Raw genomic sequence first — 21,595 nt, 5'->3', positions numbered from 1 at the left:
TGCCTTTTTTTGTTAACATATTTTCTCCTTCCTTGGAGATGATATGAACAAAAATCAATGGAGTGACAAAAAATGAATCACGAATATACTTGTCCTTATTTCACTTTTTCCACTCGCGGCACTACTATTCATTACGAATTGTATGAACACGATAACAAAACAGAACGTCCTACTTTCGTACTCGTTCACGGCTTTTTATCTTCCTCATTCAGTTACCGTCGTCTCATTCCCTTACTATCGAAAGCAGGAACAGTGATTGCTCTTGATTTACCACCGTTCGGAAAAAGTGATAAGTCTCATCTGTTTAAGTATTCTTATCACAATTTAGCAACGATTATTATTGATTTAATTGAACATTTATCTCTCTCAAACATTGTATTAGTTGGGCACTCTATGGGTGGGCAAATTTCTCTCTATGTAAACCGTATACGTCCCGAACTCATTTCAAAAACGATTTTACTATGCAGCTCTAGCTATTTAGCACGCGCAACCTTACCTTTACTATACTCTTCTTATTTACCGTTCTTTCATTTATACGTAAAGAACTGGATTATTAGACGCGGTATTGTTCATAACTTAATGAATGTCGTTCATGATCACTCATTAATTGACGATGAAATGAAAAAAGGTTACTCCGCTCCTTTTTATGACGACCGTATATTTCCCGCTTTAACTCGCATGATACGAGACCGTGAAGGTGACTTATCTTCAACTGAATTACAAAAAATCGAAACACCTACACTACTCATTTGGGGTGAAAAAGACCGCGTCGTCCCTGTACATGTAGGTCATCGTCTACACAAAGATTTACCGAATTCAAAATTTATTTCTTACGAAAATACAGGACATTTACTACCTGAAGAAAAGCCTGAACATGTTTATGAAGAAATTATCGCTTTTTCTGCGCAATAAAGTGAAACTTTAATTAGCCCCCACCTAACTTCTTTGCTTCTGCTGAATTTTGAAGTGGGGGTCTTACTGCCCGGCAAATAGCGGGATAATATAAAAAAGGCCGTCGGAAATTCCGACAGCCTATAATGAACAGCTTCCGCCTTCTTTTATTACAAGTAATTCCACAGCTAATTTCTCACATTTTTCAAGCGCAGGTACTTCCTCAAAAGACATAAAGTATATATGTTGAATCTTCTTTGCGATGTATTTTGGATCATCAAACACACTTATGACGTTCACAACATCGCTCGCTTCTGTTTCATAAAACTCCGGTCCCATTTGAAACGGATCCCAATTCTTCACAACCTCTATCATCTTTTCATATGTACCCATTCGCTTCCCGCCTTTTCACTTTTTAATACTTTTCTTTATCCTATCACATCAGCTATTCTATAAGAAGAGAGAGAACTTTCATAACTTATTGGTTTTACAGAAGAAGGGGGCAAACGTATGCAACTATTTCATAAAGCAATCAATCGACGTGGAACGCATAGTATAAAATGGGATACATATAAAAACGAAGAACTTATCCATGCTTGGATTGCTGATATGGATTTTGAAGTACCAACACAAATTCAAACTGCTTTAAAGAAACGTATTGAGCATCCTATTTTCGGCTATACACTTCCTCCCGAAAATATTGGAGATATTATTTGTAACTGGACAAAAAAACAATATAACTGGGACATTCAAAAAGAATGGATTGTTTTTAGCGCGGGGATCGTTCCAGCTCTTAGTACGAGCATACAGGCTTTCACAAAAGAAAACGAATCCGTTCTCGTACAACCACCCATTTATCCTCCATTTTTCGAAATGGTCACAACAAACAACAGGCAGTTATGCGTGAGTCCATTACAGAAACAAAATGATACATATGTGATAGACTTCGAGCATTTAGAAAAGCAGTTTCAGCAAGGTGTCAAACTCATGCTTCTTTGTAGCCCTCATAACCCAATCGGACGCGTTTGGACGAAAGAGGAACTTGTGCAGCTCGGATTGTTATGTACTAAATATGACGTTATCGTTGTCGCGGATGAAATTCATTCCGATATCATTTATGCAGACCATACACATACGCCGTTCGCTTCCTTATCTGAAGAATTAGCAGAGCGCACTATCACTTGTATGGCTCCAAGTAAAACATTTAATATCGCTGGATTACAAGCTTCGATTATTATCATTCCAAACAAAAAACTCCGTCACGCCTTTACAGCTATCCAATATAGACAAGGCTTCCACGGGTTAAATATCTTTGCCTACACAGCGATGCAAAGTGCCTATACAGAATGTAATGATTGGTTAAACGAAATTCGATTATATATAGAAGATAATGCTCAATTTGCTTGTGAATATATTAAAACTCACATACCTGCTCTTTCCGTAACGAAGCCAGAAGGTAGCTTTTTATTATGGATTGATTGTTCTCGTCTAAAGCTTTCTCAAAACGAGCGTACTGCATTACTTGAGGAAAAAGGAAAAATCATCGTTGAACCTGGTGAGAAATACGGGTTAGGTGGCGAAGAACATATTCGAATTAACATCGGCTGTCCACGATCTGTTTTAGAAGAAATTTTGAACAGACTGCGTCATACGTTTTCATAATAATAGAGGAGTCTGTCCCCTAATCATTCTTGGACAGACTCCTTTGTCATATTTTGTCGGTAAGTTGATATATTTCAAGTTACGGTCAATATATTCTAATAATCGCCGATATAATTTGAGTTACAATCGATATATTCCAATAATCGCTGATATATTTTCACTTATACTACACAAAAAAGCTACCAGCACGGTAGCTTTTACTTTTTCTTCATATCCGCTGCTTTTTTTACAATTACACCACAAGCAATTCGATCGCCTGATTTACCTGTCGGTTGTGTCATACCATCATCAGGGTTTTCTGTAATAATAATAGACGCTCCATCTTTTCTATGAATCGTCGTTTTTCCTTCTTCAAGTGTGATGTGAGGTGCATCGATTTCCGCTTTAATCTTCCCAGAACCATCTGCAACTACGTTCGGTAAATCACCGTTTTCTGCACCCTTCGGATTAAGAAGACCATGTTTTTTATCATCAGGATTAAAATGATTCCCGGATGATTCAAAACGAGGTGCCTTACACTCTCCGATTTCATGTACATGTAGTCCGTGTGGTCCTGGCGTGAAACCTTCTCCTTTAATCGTAATTTTCACGCCACTTGTTTGCTGCACTACTTTCGCAGTCCCTACTTCATCTCCTGAAGCATTATGTAATTTCACTTCAATTTCTTTCGGCTTTCCTTGGTCACAACCTGCCATCAGAAATAATAAACAACAACTGAAAAAAAGCCGTTTCTTCATTCCATTCCCTCCAAAATATATTCTGCCCTTAGATTGTCCGAGCATAGAGGGAAACATACAAAAATGCGTTACTGTTTCTTTTCAGCTAATAGTTTTTCTTCAACTTTCTGTAATCGCTCTGCTTCGCGTTTTGATACACGAATGAACATACGCCACGTAGCAACGGCACCAATGATAAATAGCACGCAAACAATCCCTGGAATAATATATTCTGTTTTATCTTCCGGAAAATATAAAGGCATCATATAGAACACTCCTTATTATAGGATTTGTAAAACATCAGAATTTTCTGTTATATAACTTTAAATTATAGTGGAACCTATCCATATTCTCAAGGGGGCGTTCCGAAAGCGAATGATTTCTTTGACTCCTTCTCCTACTTTCCTTACTATAAACTTGAGGTGAAAAATATGAGAGAAACATTTGAAATTGGTGAAATCGTTACTGGCATTTATAAAACTGGCAAATACATCGGCGAAGTTACAAATAGCCGCCCTGGCAGTTACGTCGTAAAAGTATTAGCTGTTTTAAAACATCCGGTGCAAGGTGACTTACATAACGTAAAACAAGCTGACGTACCATTTTTCCATGAAAGACGCGCTTTAGCTTTCCGTGAACAGACGAACATTCCAGAGCAAATGGTGAAAAAATATGAAGGAGAAATTCCGGATTATACCGAGTCACTAAAATTAGCATTAGAAACCCAAATGAATTCATTTTCTGAAGATGATTCACCTTTTGCAGAGCGTAGTCTAGAAACATTAGAACAGTTAAAGAAAGACTACAAACTGTAAAAAACAAAACGACCAAATTACATAATGTGCAATTTGGTCGTTACTGTGTGCTCACTTTCTTTAACACTTTTGAAAAATCAACGAGTTCTCCTAATGTTGGAGGTGCTGGTTTTACTAAATACTCTTTATCTTTTTCTACTAGTTTAAAAATATTGTACGTCGTCATCGCATCATCAAGCGCACAATGATGCTTCCCTGTCCCTACTTTTCCGTACGCCTCAATTGCTTTCCATAATCCTGTTTGATTTCTTTCTCCAAAAAACTTCTTATACTCAAGCGATAAATCACGACACTGTCCGAAGAATGGAAAAGCTATCCCTGCCATTTCACAATTATGCTTCAGCACTTTCATATCCATATTTCCCCACGTTACAATTGTCGGTTTACATTTCGTTTCGTATTCCGCAAGCTTCTTAACGAGTTCAGGAAATGAAATCCCTTTATCCACGACTTCTTGTTTTATTCCTAAAAACTTCTTACATCGATCCGTTAAAGAGGGAAATGTTTTCGGCCTGACATGTGATGAATACGTATCTTCCACCTTACAGCCAGCAACTGAAACGAGTCCTACCTCAATAATTTCCGGAAAAAATCCTTTCGGTTTCTTTCTATGCTGGGGCATCGTAAACTCAAAGTCTAAAAATAAAAATCGTTGTTCATCCATACGATCCCTTCCTTATCATTTTTATCATTCCTTTCTATTTGACACTCCTACACGAACAAGCTCGAATGCTAATTCCATTTTAAATATTCAGATTGGATGTATCTTATATATATGTCAAATGCCCACAAATATTTTAAAAAATAAGAAAAAATGACCTATGCAGAAAATATGACAAAATCCCTCCTTGCATTTACATCCGCAGTTTTTCTACTTTATAATGACGTTATGTGTGTTTCATCTAGTTAATATTTGACACACTAAGAAAAATGAATGAAAGGAGATGAGATTTTTGCACGAAACAACGCAAGAACTCGCTAACTGGCAGTATTATTTTGCTATCGCAGTCTTTTTAATTACATATGCCATTATTATTTCTGAAAAAATTAATCGCGCTGTCATCGCACTTCTTGGTGCAGCATTCATGGTAATTGTGGGGGTCGTCGATTTACATAACGCCTTTACGAAACATATTGAATGGGGAACGATTACGCTACTCATCGGTATGATGATTTTGGTGAACATTACGAGTAAATCAGGTGTTTTCCAATACGTTGCCATTAAAGCAGCAAAAGGGGCACAAGGAAATCCAATTAAAATTTTAATTTCCCTTTCCCTACTTACCGCGCTTGGCTCCGCATTTTTAGATAACGTTACAACTGTACTTCTTGTTGTTCCAGTTACTTTATCTATTACGCGCATACTGCAAGTAAATCCTGTTCCATATTTACTTTCTGAAATTATTTTTTCAAACATTGGGGGAACGGCAACATTAATTGGTGATCCACCTAACATTATGATTGGTTCTGCCAATAAGCATTTAGACTTCAATGCTTTCCTATTGAATCTAGCACCAATCGTAATTATTATTATTGGAGTTACAGCAACAATACTTTACTTCATGTACCGTAAACAATTAATTGCCGATCCTGTACAGGTTAAAAAATTAATGAGCTTAGATGAAAAACAATACATTAAAGATCCAGTATTAATGAAAAAATCTTTAACGGTGCTTGGACTTACGATTGTAGGTTTCATGACTCATTCTATTTTCCATATTGATGCGGCTATCATTGCCTTAACTGGTGCTACTGTACTTATGTTAATTGGTGTGAAAGAGCATGAAATTGAAGAAGTATTTGCAAGCGTAGAGTGGGTAACAATCTTCTTCTTCGCAGGGCTATTTGTACTTGTTGGAGGACTTATCGATATCGGTCTTATCAAAATGTTAGCTCAAAAAGTAATTGGTATAACAGGCGGAGATATTTCTTACGCATCCATCCTTATTTTATGGGTATCTGGTATCGCCTCTGCAACAATTGATAACATCCCATTCGTCGCAACAATGATTCCACTTATTAACGATATGGCAGTCGGGCTAGGCTTATCACCATCTGACGCACAAATCGATGTATTATGGTGGGCATTAGCACTAGGTGCTTGTCTCGGTGGAAACGGAACATTAATCGGAGCTTCTGCTAACGTAATCGTTGCAGGTATTGCGAGCCGCGAAGGACATAAATTTAGTTACATGGAATTCCTAAAAGTCGGTTTCCCAATTATGATCGTTTCATTAATCATTTCTCACATTTATATTTATTTACGCTACCTTATGTAGTAAAAAGAGCGCTCTGATAATCAGGGCGCTTTTTTACTTATATCTAAAATATATCGACTTATCAACAAAAACGAAAAATCTACTCTTTATATCTCACCGGTTCATTTCGAATAATAAATAAATGAATCGGTAAGAACACCGAAAATGTGATTACATGAATAATCGTAAATAATATAGAGTTCGTTCCATATCTGTCTAAAATAGCGTAGATAAGATAAATAGACAATACAATCGATACAGCTGTTGCTAGTAAACTTATAATTGGTACGAAATTAAAAATGAAACATGCAACATATATACCGAATACTTTCCACCCTGCTTCTTCTTTCAAAAAATCTGGTAATTTATCTTTCGCTAAGTCACCCCACGTCTTACTATTCAAAAACGGAATAAACGCAAGCACCCCGTCCGTTGCACCATCATTTTTCGCCATCGAATAAAGTGCAAAAGCCGTTAACAAATATGAAATAATTGCCCAAATCAATATAACAAGAATAAACGCAAAACTAAGAGCAAAAAAACCTGCTAGTACGCCTTGATCCTCCATCTTATCCTCTCCTCTCTACTTTCAACATATTTCATTACATTGCAAGTTATGTTTTAAAATTTATCCAAACTCTTTGTATAATAAGAGAAGAAAGAGAATAAGAGAGGAGAAACACTTATGCATCCATTTGTAAAAGCATTACAAGAGCATTTCACAGCTCATAAAAATCCTGAAAAAGCAGAACCTATGGCTCGTTATATGAAAAATCACTTCCCATTTCTAGGTATTCAAACACCGGAAAGACGCCAATTATTAAAAGACGTCATTCAAATACATACTCTCCCAGATAAAAAAGACTTCCAAATTATCGTACGTGAGCTTTGGGACTTACCAGAACGTGAATTCCAAGCGGCCGCACTTGATATTATGCAAAAATATAAAAAGCATATAAACGAAACTCATATCCCCTTCTTAGAAGAACTTATTGTCACAAAATCTTGGTGGGACTCTGTCGATAGCATCGTCCCTACATTCTTAGGTACTATCTTTTTAAAACACCCAGAATTGATTTCTGCTTATATTCCAAAATGGATTGCATCAGATAACATATGGTTACAACGCGCCGCCATTTTATTCCAACTGAAATATAAACAAAAGATGGATGAGGAACTTCTTTTCTGGATTATTGGACAACTACATTCTTCAAAAGAATTTTTCATTCAAAAAGCGATTGGCTGGGTCCTTCGTGAATATGCAAAAACAAATCCGGATGTAGTTTGGGAATACGTGCAAAACAACGAGCTCGCTCCATTAAGTAAGCGTGAAGCAATTAAGCATATTAAAGAAAATTACGGAATAAATAATGAAAAAATAGGCGAGACTCTATCATAGATAGACGCGTTCCTCTATTGAGATTTAAAAAAGAACGTGTTAGAATATGTTCATTATTACTAATATAAGTAGCGATGACGGACTTATAAGTACTTGCATAAAAAGCGATTCAGGGATAGTGAAAGCCTGAAGCCGCAAGGAAACGGCAGTCCCGAGCAATACATGATAAAGTGGATGCACCTTTGTGTATCAACTAGGGTGGAACCGCGGGCAAACGCTCGTCCCTAGGCAAATAAGCCTTGGGATGAGCGTTTTTTTATGTTCTTTTTAGCTATACTGCTCGTTTCCAAAGTATCAGAGTATGTCATCGCCAATACGTTAACTTTCAAAAGGAGGATTTTCTTATGTATTCAATGGAACAAGTTGTAAACTTAGCGAAACATCGCGGTTTTGTTTTCCCTGGTTCTGAAATTTACGGTGGTCTTGCAAACACTTGGGATTACGGTCCACTTGGAATCGAATTAAAAAATAACGTTAAAAAAGCTTGGTGGAAAAAATTCATTCAAGAATCTCCATACAACGTTGGTTTAGACGCAGCTATTTTAATGAACCCTAAAACTTGGATCGCTTCTGGTCACGTTGGTAACTTCAACGATCCAATGATCGACTGTAAAAAATGTAAAGCTCGTCACCGTGCTGACAAATTAATTGAGGATGCTTTAGATGCAAAAGGCATCGAAATGGTTGTTGATGGTCTTACTTTCGACCAAATGGCTGACTTAATGAAAGAACATGAAGTAAAATGTCCTGATTGCGGTAGTGAAGAATTCACTGAAATCCGTCAGTTCAACTTAATGTTCAAAACATTCCAAGGTGTTACAGAGTCTAGCACAAACGAAATCTTCCTTCGTCCTGAAACAGCACAAGGTATTTTCGTAAACTTCAAAAACGTTCAACGCTCTATGCGTAAAAAGCTTCCATTTGGTATTGGCCAAATCGGTAAGAGTTTCCGTAACGAAATCACGCCTGGTAACTTCACATTCCGTACACGTGAATTCGAACAAATGGAACTTGAATTCTTCTGTAAGCCTGGTGAAGATTTAGAGTGGTTCGCATTCTGGCGTGAAACTTGTAAAAACTGGTTACTTTCACTTGGTATGACTGAAGAGAGCATGCGTCTTCGTGACCACGGTGAAGAAGAGTTATCTCACTATAGTAATGCAACAACTGACATTGAATTCAAATTCCCATTCGGTTGGGGCGAACTTTGGGGCGTTGCATCTCGTACAGACTTCGACTTAAAACGTCACATGGAACACTCAAACGAAGACTTTAACTATATCGATCCACAAACGAATGAGCGTTACGTACCATACTGCATCGAACCATCTTTAGGCGCAGACCGTGTAACATTAGCATTCTTATGTGATGCATATGAAGAAGAGCAATTAGAAAACGATTCTCGTACAGTTCTTCGTTTCCACCCTGCTTTAGCACCATACAAAGCAGCTATCTTACCATTATCTAAAAAGCTATCTGAAGGTGCTACTGAAGTATTCGCAGAATTAGCTAAAGACTTCATGGTAGACTTTGATGAAACTGGTTCTATCGGTAAACGTTACCGTCGTCAAGACGAAATCGGTACACCATTCTGTATCACATACGACTTCGACTCAGTTGAAGACAAAGCTGTTACAGTACGTGACCGTGATACAATGGAACAAGTTCGTATGCCAATTAGCGAACTAAAAGGTTTCTTAGAGAAGAAAATCCAGTTCTAATTATAAGAAAAAGAGGCTGCTCATAAGAGCGCCTCTTTTTTACTTTTCACGTTTTTCTTTAATTGCTACTGTACATCTTGATATACATAGTAAATCATCATTTTCATCAATAATACGAACATCCCAAACCATTGTCGATTGTCCTCTATGTATCGGTGTTCCGATCGCTGTTACAATTCCATCTTTCTTTGAGCGAATGTGGTTTGCATTAATTTCTAATCCGAAACAAATACATTTTTCTTGATCAATTAAATTGTATGAACCAACACTTGCCACTGTTTCTGCTAATGCAACCGATGCACCGCCATGTAAAAATCCAAATGGCTGATGCGTACGCTCATCAACAGGCATCGTAGCAACCACCTTATCTTCTGTCATCTCTAACAACTCAATTCCAAGTGAATCCATTAAAGTTTTTGCCATATCGCTTCCTCCTTCTCTTGCTTTAATTAAATGTATAATTTTACCTATTTATTTTCAAACTACTTATAACACTTATATAAGGAGGCTTCACCTAAATGAAACAGAAATTTTGTATATTACTGCTTATGTTCTCCTTGCTGACTATTGTACCAAATTGTGCAATAACAGCCAAAGCATCTAACCTGACAATCGATGTTAAGACTGTAACGCAAAAAGGTAAGAAACCTTATATAGAATATCAAATAAATAGGCCTTCTTTTCACAACTTTTCTGACTCTACATTTCAAAATAAGCTCAATTTATACTACAAAAAATCCACTGACAAATTTAAAAACAAATTAGAAAAAGAAGCAAAAAAATACTATAAAGAGACAGAAGGATCTAGTACACCATTTCATCCGTACGTAGCAAATGTTGATTATAAAGTCTCTTTAAACAAACCACCTTTTCTTAGCCTATATGTGAATTACTATCAATATACTGGCGGAGCACACGGTCTTTATACGTGGAAGGCAAATACATTTGATTTAAAAGAAAAAAAGCTACTGCACTTAGACGATTTATTTCAACAAAAAGATAAATATAAAGATGTAATCCGTGCAGAGATTGTAAGACAAATTAAACAAAATGAAAGTATTTATTTTCCTGATGCAACTGAAAAGGTAATGAGTATGAAAAAGTTTCACTTCTTTTTAGAGCCAGACAATCTCGTCATTTATTTCCCTTTATATGAGATTGCTCCGTATTCAAGTGGAATTCCGCAATTTCGTATTCCATATACGTTGCTAAGAGACTATTTAAAGCCTTCTTATCAAAATATTTTGATTGACAACAAGTAAATATTTTCGCTACGATAATGTTAACCTAAAAACAACAGGAGGTTAACATTATGAGGAGATTACATGTTTTAGATTTAGCATTAGCTGCCATGTTCGTTGCTCTTATGGCCATCGGTGCAAATATTGTATCTTGGGCACCATTCCTTCAAGTAGCAGGTATCCCATTATCTATGCAACCATTTTTCGCAATTTTAGCAGGTCTTCTTCTTGGAAGTAGACTTGGTGCTTTATCCATGACTGTTTATATGCTCGTTGGCGTAGCCGGCGCACCAATCTTCGCTAACTTCAAGGCTGGATTTGGAGCACTTTTAGATCCTACTGGTGGTTTTATTATCGCATTTATTATCGTTGCTTACGTATCGGGGAAACTAGTAGAACAAAAAGAAAGACCAACATTCATTACATTTGCGATTGCCTCTTTCACAGGAATTATTTTAACTTATATAATCGGTACTACTTACATGTACGGGGCAGTCAATCTCTTTATGGGTGGTAATATGAGCTATAAAGCTGCTTGGATGATTATGATGTGGTTTGCAGTAAAAGATATTGCATTTACAATTATCGGTGCTATTATCGCCCCTCGCATATACTATGCTGTGCGTCGTTCTGCTTATCAGCATTCTCATTCGACGATTTCATAATAAAAAAGAGTTATTGCAGCTTGCTGCAATAACTCTTTTTTTATATTAAGACTCTTGATTCACTTGTTCTTCTAAAATTTTCTTCATCATTACAACCATGTCATCACGTAATTCTGGGTGTTGCAGGGCCATTTCGATTGTCGTTTGAACAAATCCTAGCTTTTCACCTACGTCGTAGCGCTTTCCTTCGAAATCGTAAGCAAATACACGTTGGATTTCATTTAAGCTTTGGATTGCATCTGTTAACTGAATTTCACCACCAGCACCGACATGTTGCTGCTCTAAGAACATAAAGATTTCAGGCGTTAAGATGTAACGGCCCATAATCGCTAAGTTTGAAGGTGCTGCACCTTGTGCTGGTTTCTCAACGAAATTGCGAACTTGGTAACGACGACCTTCTTGTTCTAATGGATCAATAATTCCGTAGCGGTGTGTTTCATTTTCTGGAACCGTTTGTACACCAATAACAGAAGAAAGCGTTTTATCATATTCTTCGATTAATTGACGTAAGCATGGTTTTTCAGCTTGAACGATATCATCGCCTAATAAAACAGCAAATGGCTCATCACCGATGAATTTACGTGCACACCAAACAGCGTGTCCTAATCCTCTTGGTTCTTTTTGACGAATATAATGAATATCTACCATTTTTGAAGAAGCCTGTACTTTTTCAAGTAACTCATACTTTTTCTTTTCTAATAAGTTTTGCTCTAACTCAAATGCATTATCAAAATGATCTTCAATAGAGCGCTTTGTTTTACCAGTAACGATAATAATGTCTTCGATTCCTGATTGTATTGCTTCTTCTACGATGTATTGGATAGTTGGTTTATCTACTATCGGCAACATTTCTTTCGGCATTGCTTTTGTTGCTGGTAAAAAACGTGTTCCCAATCCAGCTGCTGGGATTATGGCTTTTCTTACTTTTTTCATCACAAAATACCCTCTCTTCTGTCAGAATCAATAACGATCATTTCCTTACATAAAACAAAAGGGAGATTTCGCTCCCTTTTGTTCCCTACTACTTAAAATTACTTTATATTATAAACGATTCATAATATCTTCTTTAATAGTAAGTAACTTTTGTTCACTATTTTGTAAAGAACTATCTTTTACACCAAAGTAGAACTTAATCTTCGGTTCAGTTCCAGATGGACGTAGGCAGAACCATGAACCATCCTCTAATTGATATTTTAACACATTTGATTTCGGTAAGTGAATCTCTTCTTTATGTCCATCTTGTAAAGATGTAACAATGCTTGCTTTATAGTCTTCAACTGCTACGACTGTTAAGCCCGCTACTTCTTTCGGAGGATTCTCACGGAACGTCGCCATCATCTCTTGGATTTGTTCCGCTCCATCTTTTCCTTTTAACGTTAACGATACAAGGTCTTCACGGAAGAATCCGTATTTCTCAAATACTTCTAATAGACCATCATATAACGTTTTCCCTTGTGATTTGTAGTATGCAGCTACTTCACATGCAAATAGGACAGATTGTACTGCATCTTTATCACGGCAGAATGGACGGATTAAATAACCATAGCTTTCCTCATAACCGAATTGGAATTCGTATTGTCCGCTTTCTTCATACTGTCTAATTTTCTCACCGATAAATTTAAATCCAGTTAACGTATCAATTGTATCTAAACCGTATGCTTTTGCAATTGTACGACCAATTTCAGACGTTACGATTGTTTTTAATACGACACCGTTCTCTGGAAGCGTTCCGTTTTCTTTCTTTTGAGATAGTAAGTAATCAAGCATTAATGCACCTGTTTGGTTACCTGTTAATACTTGGAACTCACCATTATGATTACGAACTGCTACACCAAGGCGATCTGCGTCAGGATCAGTTGCGATTAATACATCTGCGCCTACCTTTTCACCGTCACGAATTGCATACTCAAACGCTGCGTGCTCTTCTGGGTTCGGTGATTTTACTGTAGAGAAGTTTGGATCTGGTAACTCTTGCTCTTTTACAACTGTTACATCTGTAAATCCAACTTCTTTTAAACCACGGCGTACAGAAATATTTGATGTTCCGTGTAATGGTGTAAAGACGATTTTTAAGTCTTTACCAACCTTTTGTACCATTTCTTTATTAATGATGACATTGTTCAATTCTGCAGCATATGCATCATCTACTTCTTGTCCAATAATATGTAATAAACCGTCAGCTTTTAATTTCTCTACATCAGCGACTTCAACTGTTAATTCATCTTCTACTGCGTTTACGTAGCTAATTAACTCATCTGCCTCTTTTGGAGGCAACTGTCCACCATCTTCACCGTATACTTTATATCCGTTATATTCAGGCGGATTATGGCTTGCCGTAAGGACGATTCCACTTACTGTATGTAAATGACGAACTGCGAAAGAAAGCACTGGCGTTGGACGTAAGCTTTCAAACACATATGTTGTGATACCGCGTGCGCCAAGTGTTGCAGCGACCTCCATTGCGAATTCAGGTGATTTATGTCGAGAATCATAGGCTACAACAACACCTCGTTTTTTCGCTTCCTCACCTAACTTTTCAATAAAGCTTGCTAATCCTTTTGTTGCTTTACGAACTGTATATACGTTTAAACGGTTCGTACCAGCACCAAGTTCACCACGCATACCACCTGTGCCAAACTCTAGATTTTTATAAAAGCTATCCTCGATTTTCTTCTCATCTTGCTTCATATTTTCTAGCTGTTCTTTTAATTCTGCATCTAATTGTGCGTAAGAAAGCCAGCGACTAAATTCTTGTTTCCAATTCATTCTTCTCTCTCCTCCCGCTTGTCATATCTTTATTATATGAAAAAAATATGCTGTATCTCAATATTTTATAAAATCTAGCAGGATTTTACTAGGAATATTTGTATACACTATTGTTAAATACTCCACTAAAGGGAATGAGGATTATGCAAGAATGGGGCTTGTCAGAAGAGCTCAAAATACAAACAAAGCAAATGATTGAAATTGCTGAAAGAGAACTATCGATTATGAGAAACGCAATCGATAAAGAAGATGAATGTATTTTATGCAAAATGGAAGATATTCATCATATGTTGGCAAATGTACAAACATTGGCAGCTACATACTATATTCAGGCATATTTATCACCTTATACGGAAAGTTCATCTTTTATTACGACAGCTATCCAACATTTAAGCGCTAGAAAACATGGTGCTCTTATCGTTGTGGAACGAAATGAAACGCTTGAAGCTTTCATTCAAACTGGAACGACATTAAACGCTCATTTAACTGCGCCATTACTCGAATCAATATTTTACCCAGGTAACCCTCTTCATGACGGTGCCGTTCTCGTAAAAAATAATCATATAGTCTCAGCTGCTAATATTCTTCCTTTAACGAAAAGTACAGAAGTTGATTCTGAGCTAGGAACGCGTCACAGAGCTGCAATAGGCTTATCAGAAAAGAGTGATGCACTTATATTAGTTGTCTCTGAAGAAACGGGCCGTACTTCTTTTGCTTTAAATGGGATTTTGTATACAATTTCTTTATAAAGTGAAACTTTAATCAGCCCTCACCAATTGAGCGTTTACGGGCAACCCCACCTCACTTCTTTGCTTCCACTGAATTTTGAGGTTAGGGTCTTACTGTCCGGCAAATAGCGGGATAAACAAACCTATAAAAAAGAAGACTGTTCCAAAATATTGGAACAGTCTTCACTTATACTCTTATTCTTCTCCGAAACGCTCCACAAGTATTGCAAGTGTACGTACCATTGCACCAGTTGCTCCAGCTGGACCTAAGTCGTGCGCGCCTTTTGTTTCTGATGTTCCAGCGATATCTAAGTGTACCCACGGTGTATCTTCAGCGAATTCGCCTAGGAATGTACCTGCCATAACCGCATGTCCTTCACGGCCTGGTGAGTTATTTAAATCAGCAAACTTACTGTTTCTCACACGTTCTTTATCACGATCAAAAATCGGTAGTTGCCAAATTGGTTCATCTGTTTCCATAGAAGCCTCTAGTACTTGCTCAAACAACTCTTCATTATTTGTCATTGCGCCTGTCGTATGGTTTCCAAGTGCAACAATTACACCGCCTGTTAATGTTGCAACATCAACAAGGTAGTTTGCGCCAAGTTTTTTCGCATACGTAATACCATCAGCTAAAGCTAGACGACCTTCTGCATCCGTATTTAATACTTCAATTGTTTTTCCACTCATAGATGTGATTACATCGTCTGGCTTAAATGCCGTACCACTTACAACGTTATCTGTTGAAGGAATAACAGCGATCACATTTTGTTCTGGGCGCAGTTCTCCGATAATTTCCATCGCACCTAATACAGCAGCTGCACCGCCCATATCACCTTTCATACCAACCATGCCTTCACGTGGTTTTAAAGAATAACCACCTGTATCGTATGTAATACCTTTTCCAACGAATCCAATGACATCTGTCCACTCTTCTTTTCCTTTATAAATAAGAGCAATCATTTTGGGTGGCTCTGTACTACCTTGGTTTACTGCAAGTAACGCACCCATACCAAGATCTTCCATCTCTTCTTTTTCAAGAACTTTATAGTCCATATCATACTTCTCCGCTAACTCAACAGCATACTCAGCAAGCTTTGTCGCTGTTAATACGTTTGGCGGCATATTTACAAGTGTACGAGCTGAATTTGTTGCACGTCCATGTACGTAGCCAACTGTTAATGCGGCTTCAATTTCTTGTGCATCTTCCGCTGTAATAGCCGTGAACTTCTCTAACTCTACACGATCCTTTTTATCTGATTTATACGTTTGTAATTCATATGTACCAAGGCCTTGTACCTCTGCTGCAATATGAGCGACATCAATCGCGTCTAATTTCTCTGTTACGAAAGAATCAAGTAAGATTGCTGCATCTTGTACTTTTGCTGCTTGTAGTGTTTTAAACGTTTTTCCAAGAGCCACACGTAACGTTTCTGTCGTATAAGACTCTTTCTTGCCTAAACCAACAAAGTAATACCGTTTCACATTTGTTTTTCCTAAGCTATGTACTTTCGAAATGGCCTTTTTCTTCGTAGATAATTCTTTCTCTTCTAGTAAAACTTGTAATTGTCCTTCAAACGCTTTGTCCAGTTCTTGTACAAAACTACTCATTTTCTCTTCTTCAAATAAAGCGACAATTACTGCTTCGTGACCTGCTAATTCTTTTTGTACTTGAAACATGTTCAGACCCCCTAAATTTCTCTACCACCATTATAACTTTATTTTCGATAAAATGCGACAATTCTAACTACAGTTATATGACCTGTAAAATCTCCTCTATTATGAAATAAGCCAAGAAAAAAAGTCTAGCGTAATTACGACTAGACTATCTTTGCTTTAAATATTGACCACGAAACACTTGCATCGTTTCGTCTTGATTTAACATCGTTAACTCTTCTTCTGTAAACTTACCTTTTCCTACTTTTACTACATACACATTTACTTTTTTCTTACCCCATTGGCTATAAACATCTTTCACCGTATCATAATATAAATCAAGACGGTTTCCTTTTATTGCTCCGCCCTTATCAGCTACTACACCATACCCGTAACCTGGCACGAAGAGAATCGTTCCAATCGGGAATACGCGTAAGTCCGCAGCAATTGTGGAATATAAATCCCTTTTCACTTTAACACCTGAATATGTAATACCATACTCTGGATGCCCTGGCCTCTTACCTGTTGACTCAATCCCCGATGTATAACCTGTTGCAGTCATTTCAATTGAACGATATTTAGACCAGTCGTTTGCCTGCTCTAAAGCATTTATCACTTCTTTACTCGGAGCAACATTTCTCTTAACTTCTGCTGCATGTACTTCTTTTGCACTCATTCCTTCATATGTCTTTACAATCTCTAATAAAGAAACTCCAGTGAAAGCCTTCCATGTTACGCATAATGCAAATGCAAGTAAACAAGTCATCATAATGCGAATACAATATCGTTTTAACATTTTTATATTCCACACTCCTTCATCGTTAATCATTCCCTATACGATGAAGGAATATGCAAAAAATAATCTCCAACTTAGTTGGAGATTAAAACATTTGATATCCGCTTTTCCGAAGTTTCTTGATCACGACTCCTGCTAAAGCAGCCCCTACTAATCCAGTAGATAGAATAAACACGTCTGCTTGTCCTAAGTGCGATACACTTGTCCCAAATGAAGAAAATGTTTCTTTCGGTTTTGAAAAATAATCCCACATACTCGCTTTATTAATAATAAGCATACAAACAATCGGATACACAATAACCATTACCCAAGTAGCTCGCAAAATCATGTTGAGTAAAAATCCAATTCCAAAGAACAAAATAAAAAATAGCATCATTGAAATAAGTAGTACCGGTATACTCACTCTTTCTCCCTCTCCTTCGCACGTGCCGTAAATACGTGATAGGCTGTATAACCAAATGGTTCTCCTGGATTTAATGTTTTGTCCACTTCAAGATGTAGTTCTGATCTTCCTTCTAACAAATATTTAATAAGTACAGACGTATTCGGATCGTCCGCAATCTTATCTGGATGTAAGAACGCCACTTCAGACAATTCTTTCTCCTGTACAATAATATTTTCTCCTTCAGGCTCCAAAAGGAAAATAATCATATTATCACTAATTTCATCACGAATAACACCCGATCGAACACCAATGATCCCCTTCACATGAGCGACAATGCCTGTCTCTTCTAACACTTCGCGTTTCACAGCTTCATCAACTGTCTCACCTTCATTTACAAAACCAGCCGGTAAAGACCATTTCCCTTTTAATCCACTGTATTTCTTCTTAACGAATAGCCACCTGCCATCTTTTGTAGCTACTAAGCCACTAACAGCTAACCATACTTTCCCGCGCTTCCCCATGATGCATCCTCCTCCATCCGAACGGACAGAATATTCTTTCTTTTCTATATATTATACTATACTTTTTAATTCGCTGTGAAATTTCCTTTTTTCAAAAAGTGAAAAAACCCATTTTGTCGATATACTGTTAACAAAAAAATATCAAGATGCAGAAATGTAATTATGAAGAAAATAAAACATTGGATTCATCCATTTCATGATAAGGCAATGTTCAAATAAAACATTTCTCCCATCTTTCTATTGTTATATCGAAAACATGTATTATATGAAAAAAAAGCAGAAACGGCGCTTAGCCGTTTCTGCTTTTTCTACTACATATTAAAAGAACTTTAATTTACCTTTTTTAAGAACTAATAAAGGTCCACCTAATAAGAATAAGTAGCGGTTATCGATTACTTTCTTCATGAAGGAAGCTTTCCAACCTGTTAACTTTTTACCCATAACAACGCCCATTGCATCGTCATGACCTAAAGAACATACAGATCCTTTATTATCGAATGCGAATTTTTTCATTTCGCCCTTGCCACGAACTAATACAGTTAAGTTGTGTGCAATATTGTAACCTTGTTGAATTGCAATTTGTGCTGTTGGTGGGTAAGGACGGTTAATTTCTTCGTTAATGATTAACGCTGCATCACCAACCATGAATACCTCTTCGTATCCTGGAGCGTGCATGTACTCATCAACTTTTACACGTCCGCGCATTGCTTCAAAGCCAGACTCTTCCACAATACCATTACCACGAACACCTGCAGCCCAAACTACTGTTTCAGACTTAATTAATTCAGTATCATCACCATTTGCAACAATAATACCTTCTTCAGTTGCTTCTTTAATTGCTGTACCGATGCGGAATTCTACGCCTTTTTTCTCAAGTTGTTTTACAGCATATTCTACTAATGCTGGATCGAAACCTGGAAGTGCTGTTGGAGCAGCTTCTACACAGATGATACGTGCTTTTTCACGTGGTACATTGTACTGTTTGCAAAGTTCAGGAACACGGTTTGCAAGCTCACCTACGTACTCGATACCAGTAAATCCAGCACCACCAACAACGATTGTTACTAACTCATCGCGCTTTTCATCTGCATATTTAGCGAAACTAGCTTCCATATGCTCACGAATTTCACGAGTTGCATTAATGTTAGCGATTGAGAATGCATGCTCTTTTAATCCTGTAATTCCGAATGTTTCTGATTCGAAACCAAGACCGATTACTAAGTAGTCATACTCTAACTCGCCGTCTTTTAAGATAATACGTTTTTCAGCAGCTTTAATTTCTACTACTGTGTCTTGTACAAAGTTCACTTTATTTGTATCAATAACGTCTTGAATATCTAGACAGATTTTTTCATCTTGTAATGTACCAGCTGCGCTCTCGTGTAACCAAGTCGCTTGGTAGTGATAGCTGTTGTTGTTTACTAACGTAATTTCAGCTTCATTTACAGATAATGCTTTTTGCAGACGAACAGTCGTAATCATCCCGCCATAACCTGCACCTAAAACTACGATTTTTGGAGTCTTCACCAAATCACAACCCTTTTCTTTATATAATAGTAATGAGAAATAATACCAAGTACTAAAAACTCTATTTGTCAAGAATGTGGAATTTATCACATTCTATATCATAACAAAACGCAGTCAAAAAATCGTACGAATTTTGTCATAGAAATTTAACATAATACTTCCCTATATTAGTCGGTTTTATTCCAGAATTCAAGCTTCTGGAGAATTATCAATATTTTAAAATAACATAGCGTTTTCAAGGGTTTTTCAGCCTTTTTTTCATGTATTTTCCTTTCTGTATATTTTATACAATACAAAAAGCATCTATGCGAAAACTTACACACAATTCAGTCGTTTTCAGAAGTATTATGAACTCAAATATGCTATCATTTATTTGAAAGTGTCATCATTTGCAGGATTTTCGTGTACATATGAACAATATATGAAATCAATATCAAAATTCCATCTATAGGGGGAATGAAAGTGGCAGAAAATCAAAAAGTTTACGACATAACAATTATTGGTGGTGGTCCAACAGGACTATTCACAGCATTTTATGGCGGGATGAGACAAGCAAGTGTAAAAATCATTGAAAGCTTACCTCAACTTGGAGGACAATTATCCGCACTCTACCCTGAAAAATACATTTATGATGTAGCTGGATTTCCAAAAGTGCGCGCACAAGAATTAGTTGATAACTTAAAAGAGCAAATGAAGAAATTTGATCCAACCATTTGCTTAGAAGAAGCTGTTGATACGCTTGAAAAACAAGCTGATGGTATATTTAAACTTGTTACGAATAAACAAACTCACTATTCTAAATCAGTCATTATTACTGCCGGCAATGGTGCTTTCCAACCACGCCGCTTAGAATTAGAAGGTACAGCAAAATACGAAAAGAAAAACTTACATTATTTCGTTGATGATATGAATAAATTTGCTGGCAAGCGCGTCGTAGTATTTGGCGGTGGCGACTCAGCAGTAGACTGGACGATGATGTTAGAACCGATTGCTGACAAAGTTACAATCGTTCATCGCCGTGATAAATTCCGCGCACATGAACATAGCGTCGAAAACTTAATGAATTCTCGTGCAGAAGTAAGTACACCGTATGTTCCAGTTGAACTCATTGGTGATGACAAAATTGAACAAGTCGTTCTTCAGCACGTAAAAACTGAAGAAAAAGTTATCATCGATGTTGATGATGTAATTGTAAACTACGGCTTCGTTTCCTCTCTTGGCCCAATTAAAAACTGGGGCTTAGATATACAAAAAAATAGCATCCTTGTGAATTCAAAAATGGAAACAAATATTCCTGGAATTTACGCTGCTGGTGACATTTGTACATATGAAGGAAAAGTAAAACTTATCGCTTGTGGATTTGGCGAAGCACCGACAGCAGTAAACAATGCAAAAGCTTACTTCGATCCAAATGCAAAACTTCAACCAATGCATAGCTCAAGCATGTTTTAATATGTAAAAATAAAAGCTCCTTCCATACGCGGAAGGAGCTTTTATTTTATATACCACGAAAGCACACTGAATTCTATAAACTATCGAACTCAGTGTGCTTTTCGTCTACAAAAATTATTGTTTTCTTCTTCTACCTAATACGAATAATACTCCGCCAACTAAGAATGAAATTCCCGCACCAACTGACATCATCCATGGATGTGCTGCCCCTGTTTTCGGTAATTCTTTTTCTACTTTTACTTGCGGTTCTTTAATTAACTTTTCAAGTTTTACTTCCGGTTTCTCCGGTTTCACTTCTGGCTCCTTCGGCTCTTTCGGCTCTTTCGGATCTTCCGGTTTCACTTCTGGTTCTTTCGGATCCTCCGGTTTCACTTCTGGCTCCTTCGGTTCTTTCGG

General features: G+C 37.1%; 24 protein-coding genes. 10 read left to right on the top strand and 14 right to left on the bottom strand.

The features are described from left to right. Positions 1-72 precede the first annotated feature (72 nt). Positions 73-912 (top strand): alpha/beta fold hydrolase, encoded by an 840-nt coding sequence (locus MRP26_RS30250; RefSeq protein ID WP_001015204.1) that lies wholly within the window; start codon positions 73-75, stop codon positions 910-912. A 120-nt stretch (positions 913-1,032) separates the two neighbouring features. Here the strand turns inward: MRP26_RS30250 and MRP26_RS30245 are convergent, their stop codons facing one another. Next, positions 1,033-1,284 carry a YugE family protein gene (locus MRP26_RS30245; RefSeq protein WP_000537641.1) on the bottom strand — a complete coding sequence of 84 codons (252 nt, stop codon included), beginning with the start codon at positions 1,282-1,284 and terminating at the stop codon, positions 1,033-1,035. A gap of 117 nt (positions 1,285-1,401) precedes the next feature. Between MRP26_RS30245 and MRP26_RS30240 the strand changes: the two genes are divergently transcribed. After that, positions 1,402-2,553 carry a MalY/PatB family protein gene (locus tag MRP26_RS30240; protein WP_242807482.1) on the top strand — a complete coding sequence of 384 codons (1,152 nt, stop codon included), beginning with the start codon at positions 1,402-1,404 and terminating at the stop codon, positions 2,551-2,553. A 197-nt stretch (positions 2,554-2,750) separates the two neighbouring features. On the opposite strand, the gene sodC is transcribed toward MRP26_RS30240, so the two are convergent. Together sodC and MRP26_RS30230 are read right to left on the bottom strand one after the other, a co-directional pair. Next, complete coding sequence (gene sodC, locus MRP26_RS30235; RefSeq protein ID WP_023523265.1) at positions 2,751-3,290, bottom strand: superoxide dismutase [Cu-Zn]; 540 nt, start codon at positions 3,288-3,290, stop codon at positions 2,751-2,753. A gap of 68 nt (positions 3,291-3,358) precedes the next feature. Further along, positions 3,359-3,535: a hypothetical protein gene (locus MRP26_RS30230; RefSeq protein WP_000982763.1), complete on the bottom strand. Its 177-nt coding sequence runs from the start codon at positions 3,533-3,535 to the stop codon at positions 3,359-3,361. A gap of 165 nt (positions 3,536-3,700) precedes the next feature. On the opposite strand from MRP26_RS30230, the gene kapB reads away from it, so the two are divergent. Beyond that, entirely contained in the window at positions 3,701-4,084 is a 384-nt protein-coding gene (kapB, locus tag MRP26_RS30225) for a kinase-associated lipoprotein KapB (RefSeq protein ID WP_001209343.1), read from the top strand. Between the two features lie 40 nt (positions 4,085-4,124). On the opposite strand, the gene kapD is transcribed toward kapB, so the two are convergent. Then, complete coding sequence (gene kapD / locus MRP26_RS30220; RefSeq protein WP_000344356.1) at positions 4,125-4,748, bottom strand: 3'-5' exonuclease KapD; 624 nt, start codon at positions 4,746-4,748, stop codon at positions 4,125-4,127. Between the two features lie 289 nt (positions 4,749-5,037). Here kapD and MRP26_RS30215 point away from each other — a divergent pair, with 289 nt between their 5' ends. Continuing rightward, a complete protein-coding gene (locus MRP26_RS30215; RefSeq protein ID WP_000545210.1) occupies positions 5,038-6,363 on the top strand; it encodes an ArsB/NhaD family transporter in 1,326 nt (441 codons plus the stop codon). A gap of 79 nt (positions 6,364-6,442) precedes the next feature. On the opposite strand, the gene MRP26_RS30210 is transcribed toward MRP26_RS30215, so the two are convergent. Then, positions 6,443-6,910: a hypothetical protein gene (locus MRP26_RS30210; protein ID WP_000390061.1), complete on the bottom strand. Its 468-nt coding sequence runs from the start codon at positions 6,908-6,910 to the stop codon at positions 6,443-6,445. Positions 6,911-7,027: 117 nt separating this feature from the next. Between MRP26_RS30210 and MRP26_RS30205 the strand changes: the two genes are divergently transcribed. Both MRP26_RS30205 and MRP26_RS30200 read left to right on the top strand, forming a co-directional pair. Further along, positions 7,028-7,741 (top strand): DNA alkylation repair protein, encoded by a 714-nt coding sequence (locus MRP26_RS30205; protein ID WP_023523268.1) that lies wholly within the window; start codon positions 7,028-7,030, stop codon positions 7,739-7,741. A 344-nt stretch (positions 7,742-8,085) separates the two neighbouring features. After that, the gene (locus MRP26_RS30200; protein WP_000287154.1) at positions 8,086-9,462 is read left to right on the top strand and encodes a glycine--tRNA ligase; all 1,377 of its coding nucleotides are present in this window, start codon (positions 8,086-8,088) and stop codon (positions 9,460-9,462) included. 39 nt (positions 9,463-9,501) lie between these two features. Here MRP26_RS30200 and MRP26_RS30195 read toward each other — a convergent pair whose 3' ends face one another. Next, positions 9,502-9,885, bottom strand: a complete 384-nt coding sequence (locus MRP26_RS30195; protein WP_001140612.1) for a hotdog fold thioesterase — start codon at positions 9,883-9,885, stop codon at positions 9,502-9,504. Between the two features lie 95 nt (positions 9,886-9,980). Here MRP26_RS30195 and MRP26_RS30190 point away from each other — a divergent pair, with 95 nt between their 5' ends. Then, positions 9,981-10,724 carry a DUF3298 and DUF4163 domain-containing protein gene (locus MRP26_RS30190; protein ID WP_000810334.1) on the top strand — a complete coding sequence of 248 codons (744 nt, stop codon included), beginning with the start codon at positions 9,981-9,983 and terminating at the stop codon, positions 10,722-10,724. A gap of 50 nt (positions 10,725-10,774) precedes the next feature. Then, positions 10,775-11,368 carry a biotin transporter BioY gene (locus MRP26_RS30185; protein ID WP_016079883.1) on the top strand — a complete coding sequence of 198 codons (594 nt, stop codon included), beginning with the start codon at positions 10,775-10,777 and terminating at the stop codon, positions 11,366-11,368. Positions 11,369-11,413: 45 nt separating this feature from the next. Here MRP26_RS30185 and galU read toward each other — a convergent pair whose 3' ends face one another. Both galU and MRP26_RS30175 read right to left on the bottom strand, forming a co-directional pair. Next, a complete protein-coding gene (gene galU / locus MRP26_RS30180) occupies positions 11,414-12,301 on the bottom strand; it encodes a UTP--glucose-1-phosphate uridylyltransferase GalU (RefSeq protein WP_242807486.1) in 888 nt (295 codons plus the stop codon). Positions 12,302-12,409: 108 nt separating this feature from the next. Beyond that, positions 12,410-14,134 (bottom strand): phospho-sugar mutase, encoded by a 1,725-nt coding sequence (locus tag MRP26_RS30175; protein ID WP_197242240.1) that lies wholly within the window; start codon positions 14,132-14,134, stop codon positions 12,410-12,412. Between the two features lie 143 nt (positions 14,135-14,277). Between MRP26_RS30175 and cdaS the strand changes: the two genes are divergently transcribed. Further along, positions 14,278-14,883, top strand: coding sequence for a sporulation-specific diadenylate cyclase CdaS (cdaS, locus tag MRP26_RS30170; RefSeq protein WP_001158743.1), 606 nt, complete (start codon positions 14,278-14,280; stop codon positions 14,881-14,883). Positions 14,884-15,057: 174 nt separating this feature from the next. Here the strand turns inward: cdaS and pepA are convergent, their stop codons facing one another. The 5 genes from pepA to MRP26_RS30145 all read right to left on the bottom strand — a co-directional run bounded on the left by pepA (position 15,058) and on the right by MRP26_RS30145 (position 19,747). Then, a complete protein-coding gene (pepA, locus tag MRP26_RS30165) occupies positions 15,058-16,542 on the bottom strand; it encodes a cytosol aminopeptidase (RefSeq protein ID WP_197242242.1) in 1,485 nt (494 codons plus the stop codon). A gap of 145 nt (positions 16,543-16,687) precedes the next feature. Beyond that, on the bottom strand, positions 16,688-17,314 hold the full coding sequence (locus MRP26_RS30160; RefSeq protein WP_002094181.1) for a 3D domain-containing protein: 627 nt from the start codon (positions 17,312-17,314) through the stop codon (positions 16,688-16,690). A gap of 85 nt (positions 17,315-17,399) precedes the next feature. Next, on the bottom strand, positions 17,400-17,717 hold the full coding sequence (locus tag MRP26_RS30155) for a YuiB family protein (protein ID WP_000027016.1): 318 nt from the start codon (positions 17,715-17,717) through the stop codon (positions 17,400-17,402). Further along, the gene (locus MRP26_RS30150) at positions 17,714-18,220 is read right to left on the bottom strand and encodes an NUDIX hydrolase (protein WP_000517993.1); all 507 of its coding nucleotides are present in this window, start codon (positions 18,218-18,220) and stop codon (positions 17,714-17,716) included. Before MRP26_RS30150 ends, MRP26_RS30155 begins: the two co-directional genes overlap by 4 nt. A gap of 318 nt (positions 18,221-18,538) precedes the next feature. Continuing rightward, complete coding sequence (locus MRP26_RS30145; RefSeq protein ID WP_000856602.1) at positions 18,539-19,747, bottom strand: NAD(P)/FAD-dependent oxidoreductase; 1,209 nt, start codon at positions 19,745-19,747, stop codon at positions 18,539-18,541. Positions 19,748-20,209: 462 nt separating this feature from the next. Between MRP26_RS30145 and MRP26_RS30140 the strand changes: the two genes are divergently transcribed. Further along, the gene (locus MRP26_RS30140; protein ID WP_000829772.1) at positions 20,210-21,199 is read left to right on the top strand and encodes an NAD(P)/FAD-dependent oxidoreductase; all 990 of its coding nucleotides are present in this window, start codon (positions 20,210-20,212) and stop codon (positions 21,197-21,199) included. A gap of 114 nt (positions 21,200-21,313) precedes the next feature. Here the strand turns inward: MRP26_RS30140 and MRP26_RS30135 are convergent. Further along, a partial coding sequence (locus MRP26_RS30135; protein ID WP_242807480.1) for an LPXTG cell wall anchor domain-containing protein occupies positions 21,314-21,595 on the bottom strand: 282 nt, incomplete at its 5' end.

The organism is Bacillus sp. CCB-MMP212, from assembly GCF_022748145.1.
GTDB lineage: Bacteria > Bacillota > Bacilli > Bacillales > Bacillaceae_G > Bacillus_A > Bacillus_A cereus.
Note: the sequence above shows the minus strand (reverse complement) of the source record. Positions and strands in the feature narration are given on the sequence as shown.

Bases quoted from the DNA above. Each gene is read 5' to 3' on its own strand.
- MRP26_RS30250 (WP_001015204.1), top strand. From the start codon at position 73: ATGAATCACGAATATACTTGTCCTTATTTCACTTTTTCCACTCGCGGC.
- MRP26_RS30245 (WP_000537641.1), bottom strand. From the start codon at position 1,284: ATGGGTACATATGAAAAGATGATAGAGGTTGTGAAGAATTGGGATCCG.
- MRP26_RS30240 (WP_242807482.1), top strand. From the start codon at position 1,402: ATGCAACTATTTCATAAAGCAATCAATCGACGTGGAACGCATAGTATA.
- sodC (WP_023523265.1), bottom strand. From the start codon at position 3,290: ATGAAGAAACGGCTTTTTTTCAGTTGTTGTTTATTATTTCTGATGGCA.
- MRP26_RS30230 (WP_000982763.1), bottom strand. From the start codon at position 3,535: ATGATGCCTTTATATTTTCCGGAAGATAAAACAGAATATATTATTCCA.
- kapB (WP_001209343.1), top strand. From the start codon at position 3,701: ATGAGAGAAACATTTGAAATTGGTGAAATCGTTACTGGCATTTATAAA.
- kapD (WP_000344356.1), bottom strand. From the start codon at position 4,748: ATGGATGAACAACGATTTTTATTTTTAGACTTTGAGTTTACGATGCCC.
- MRP26_RS30210 (WP_000390061.1), bottom strand. From the start codon at position 6,910: ATGGAGGATCAAGGCGTACTAGCAGGTTTTTTTGCTCTTAGTTTTGCG.
- MRP26_RS30205 (WP_023523268.1), top strand. From the start codon at position 7,028: ATGCATCCATTTGTAAAAGCATTACAAGAGCATTTCACAGCTCATAAA.
- MRP26_RS30200 (WP_000287154.1), top strand. From the start codon at position 8,086: ATGTATTCAATGGAACAAGTTGTAAACTTAGCGAAACATCGCGGTTTT.
- MRP26_RS30195 (WP_001140612.1), bottom strand. From the start codon at position 9,885: ATGGCAAAAACTTTAATGGATTCACTTGGAATTGAGTTGTTAGAGATG.
- MRP26_RS30190 (WP_000810334.1), top strand. From the start codon at position 9,981: ATGAAACAGAAATTTTGTATATTACTGCTTATGTTCTCCTTGCTGACT.
- MRP26_RS30185 (WP_016079883.1), top strand. From the start codon at position 10,775: ATGAGGAGATTACATGTTTTAGATTTAGCATTAGCTGCCATGTTCGTT.
- galU (WP_242807486.1), bottom strand. From the start codon at position 12,301: ATGAAAAAAGTAAGAAAAGCCATAATCCCAGCAGCTGGATTGGGAACA.
- MRP26_RS30175 (WP_197242240.1), bottom strand. From the start codon at position 14,134: ATGAATTGGAAACAAGAATTTAGTCGCTGGCTTTCTTACGCACAATTA.
- cdaS (WP_001158743.1), top strand. From the start codon at position 14,278: ATGCAAGAATGGGGCTTGTCAGAAGAGCTCAAAATACAAACAAAGCAA.
- pepA (WP_197242242.1), bottom strand. From the start codon at position 16,542: ATGTTTCAAGTACAAAAAGAATTAGCAGGTCACGAAGCAGTAATTGTC.
- MRP26_RS30160 (WP_002094181.1), bottom strand. From the start codon at position 17,314: ATGTTAAAACGATATTGTATTCGCATTATGATGACTTGTTTACTTGCA.
- MRP26_RS30150 (WP_000517993.1), bottom strand. From the start codon at position 18,220: ATGGGGAAGCGCGGGAAAGTATGGTTAGCTGTTAGTGGCTTAGTAGCT.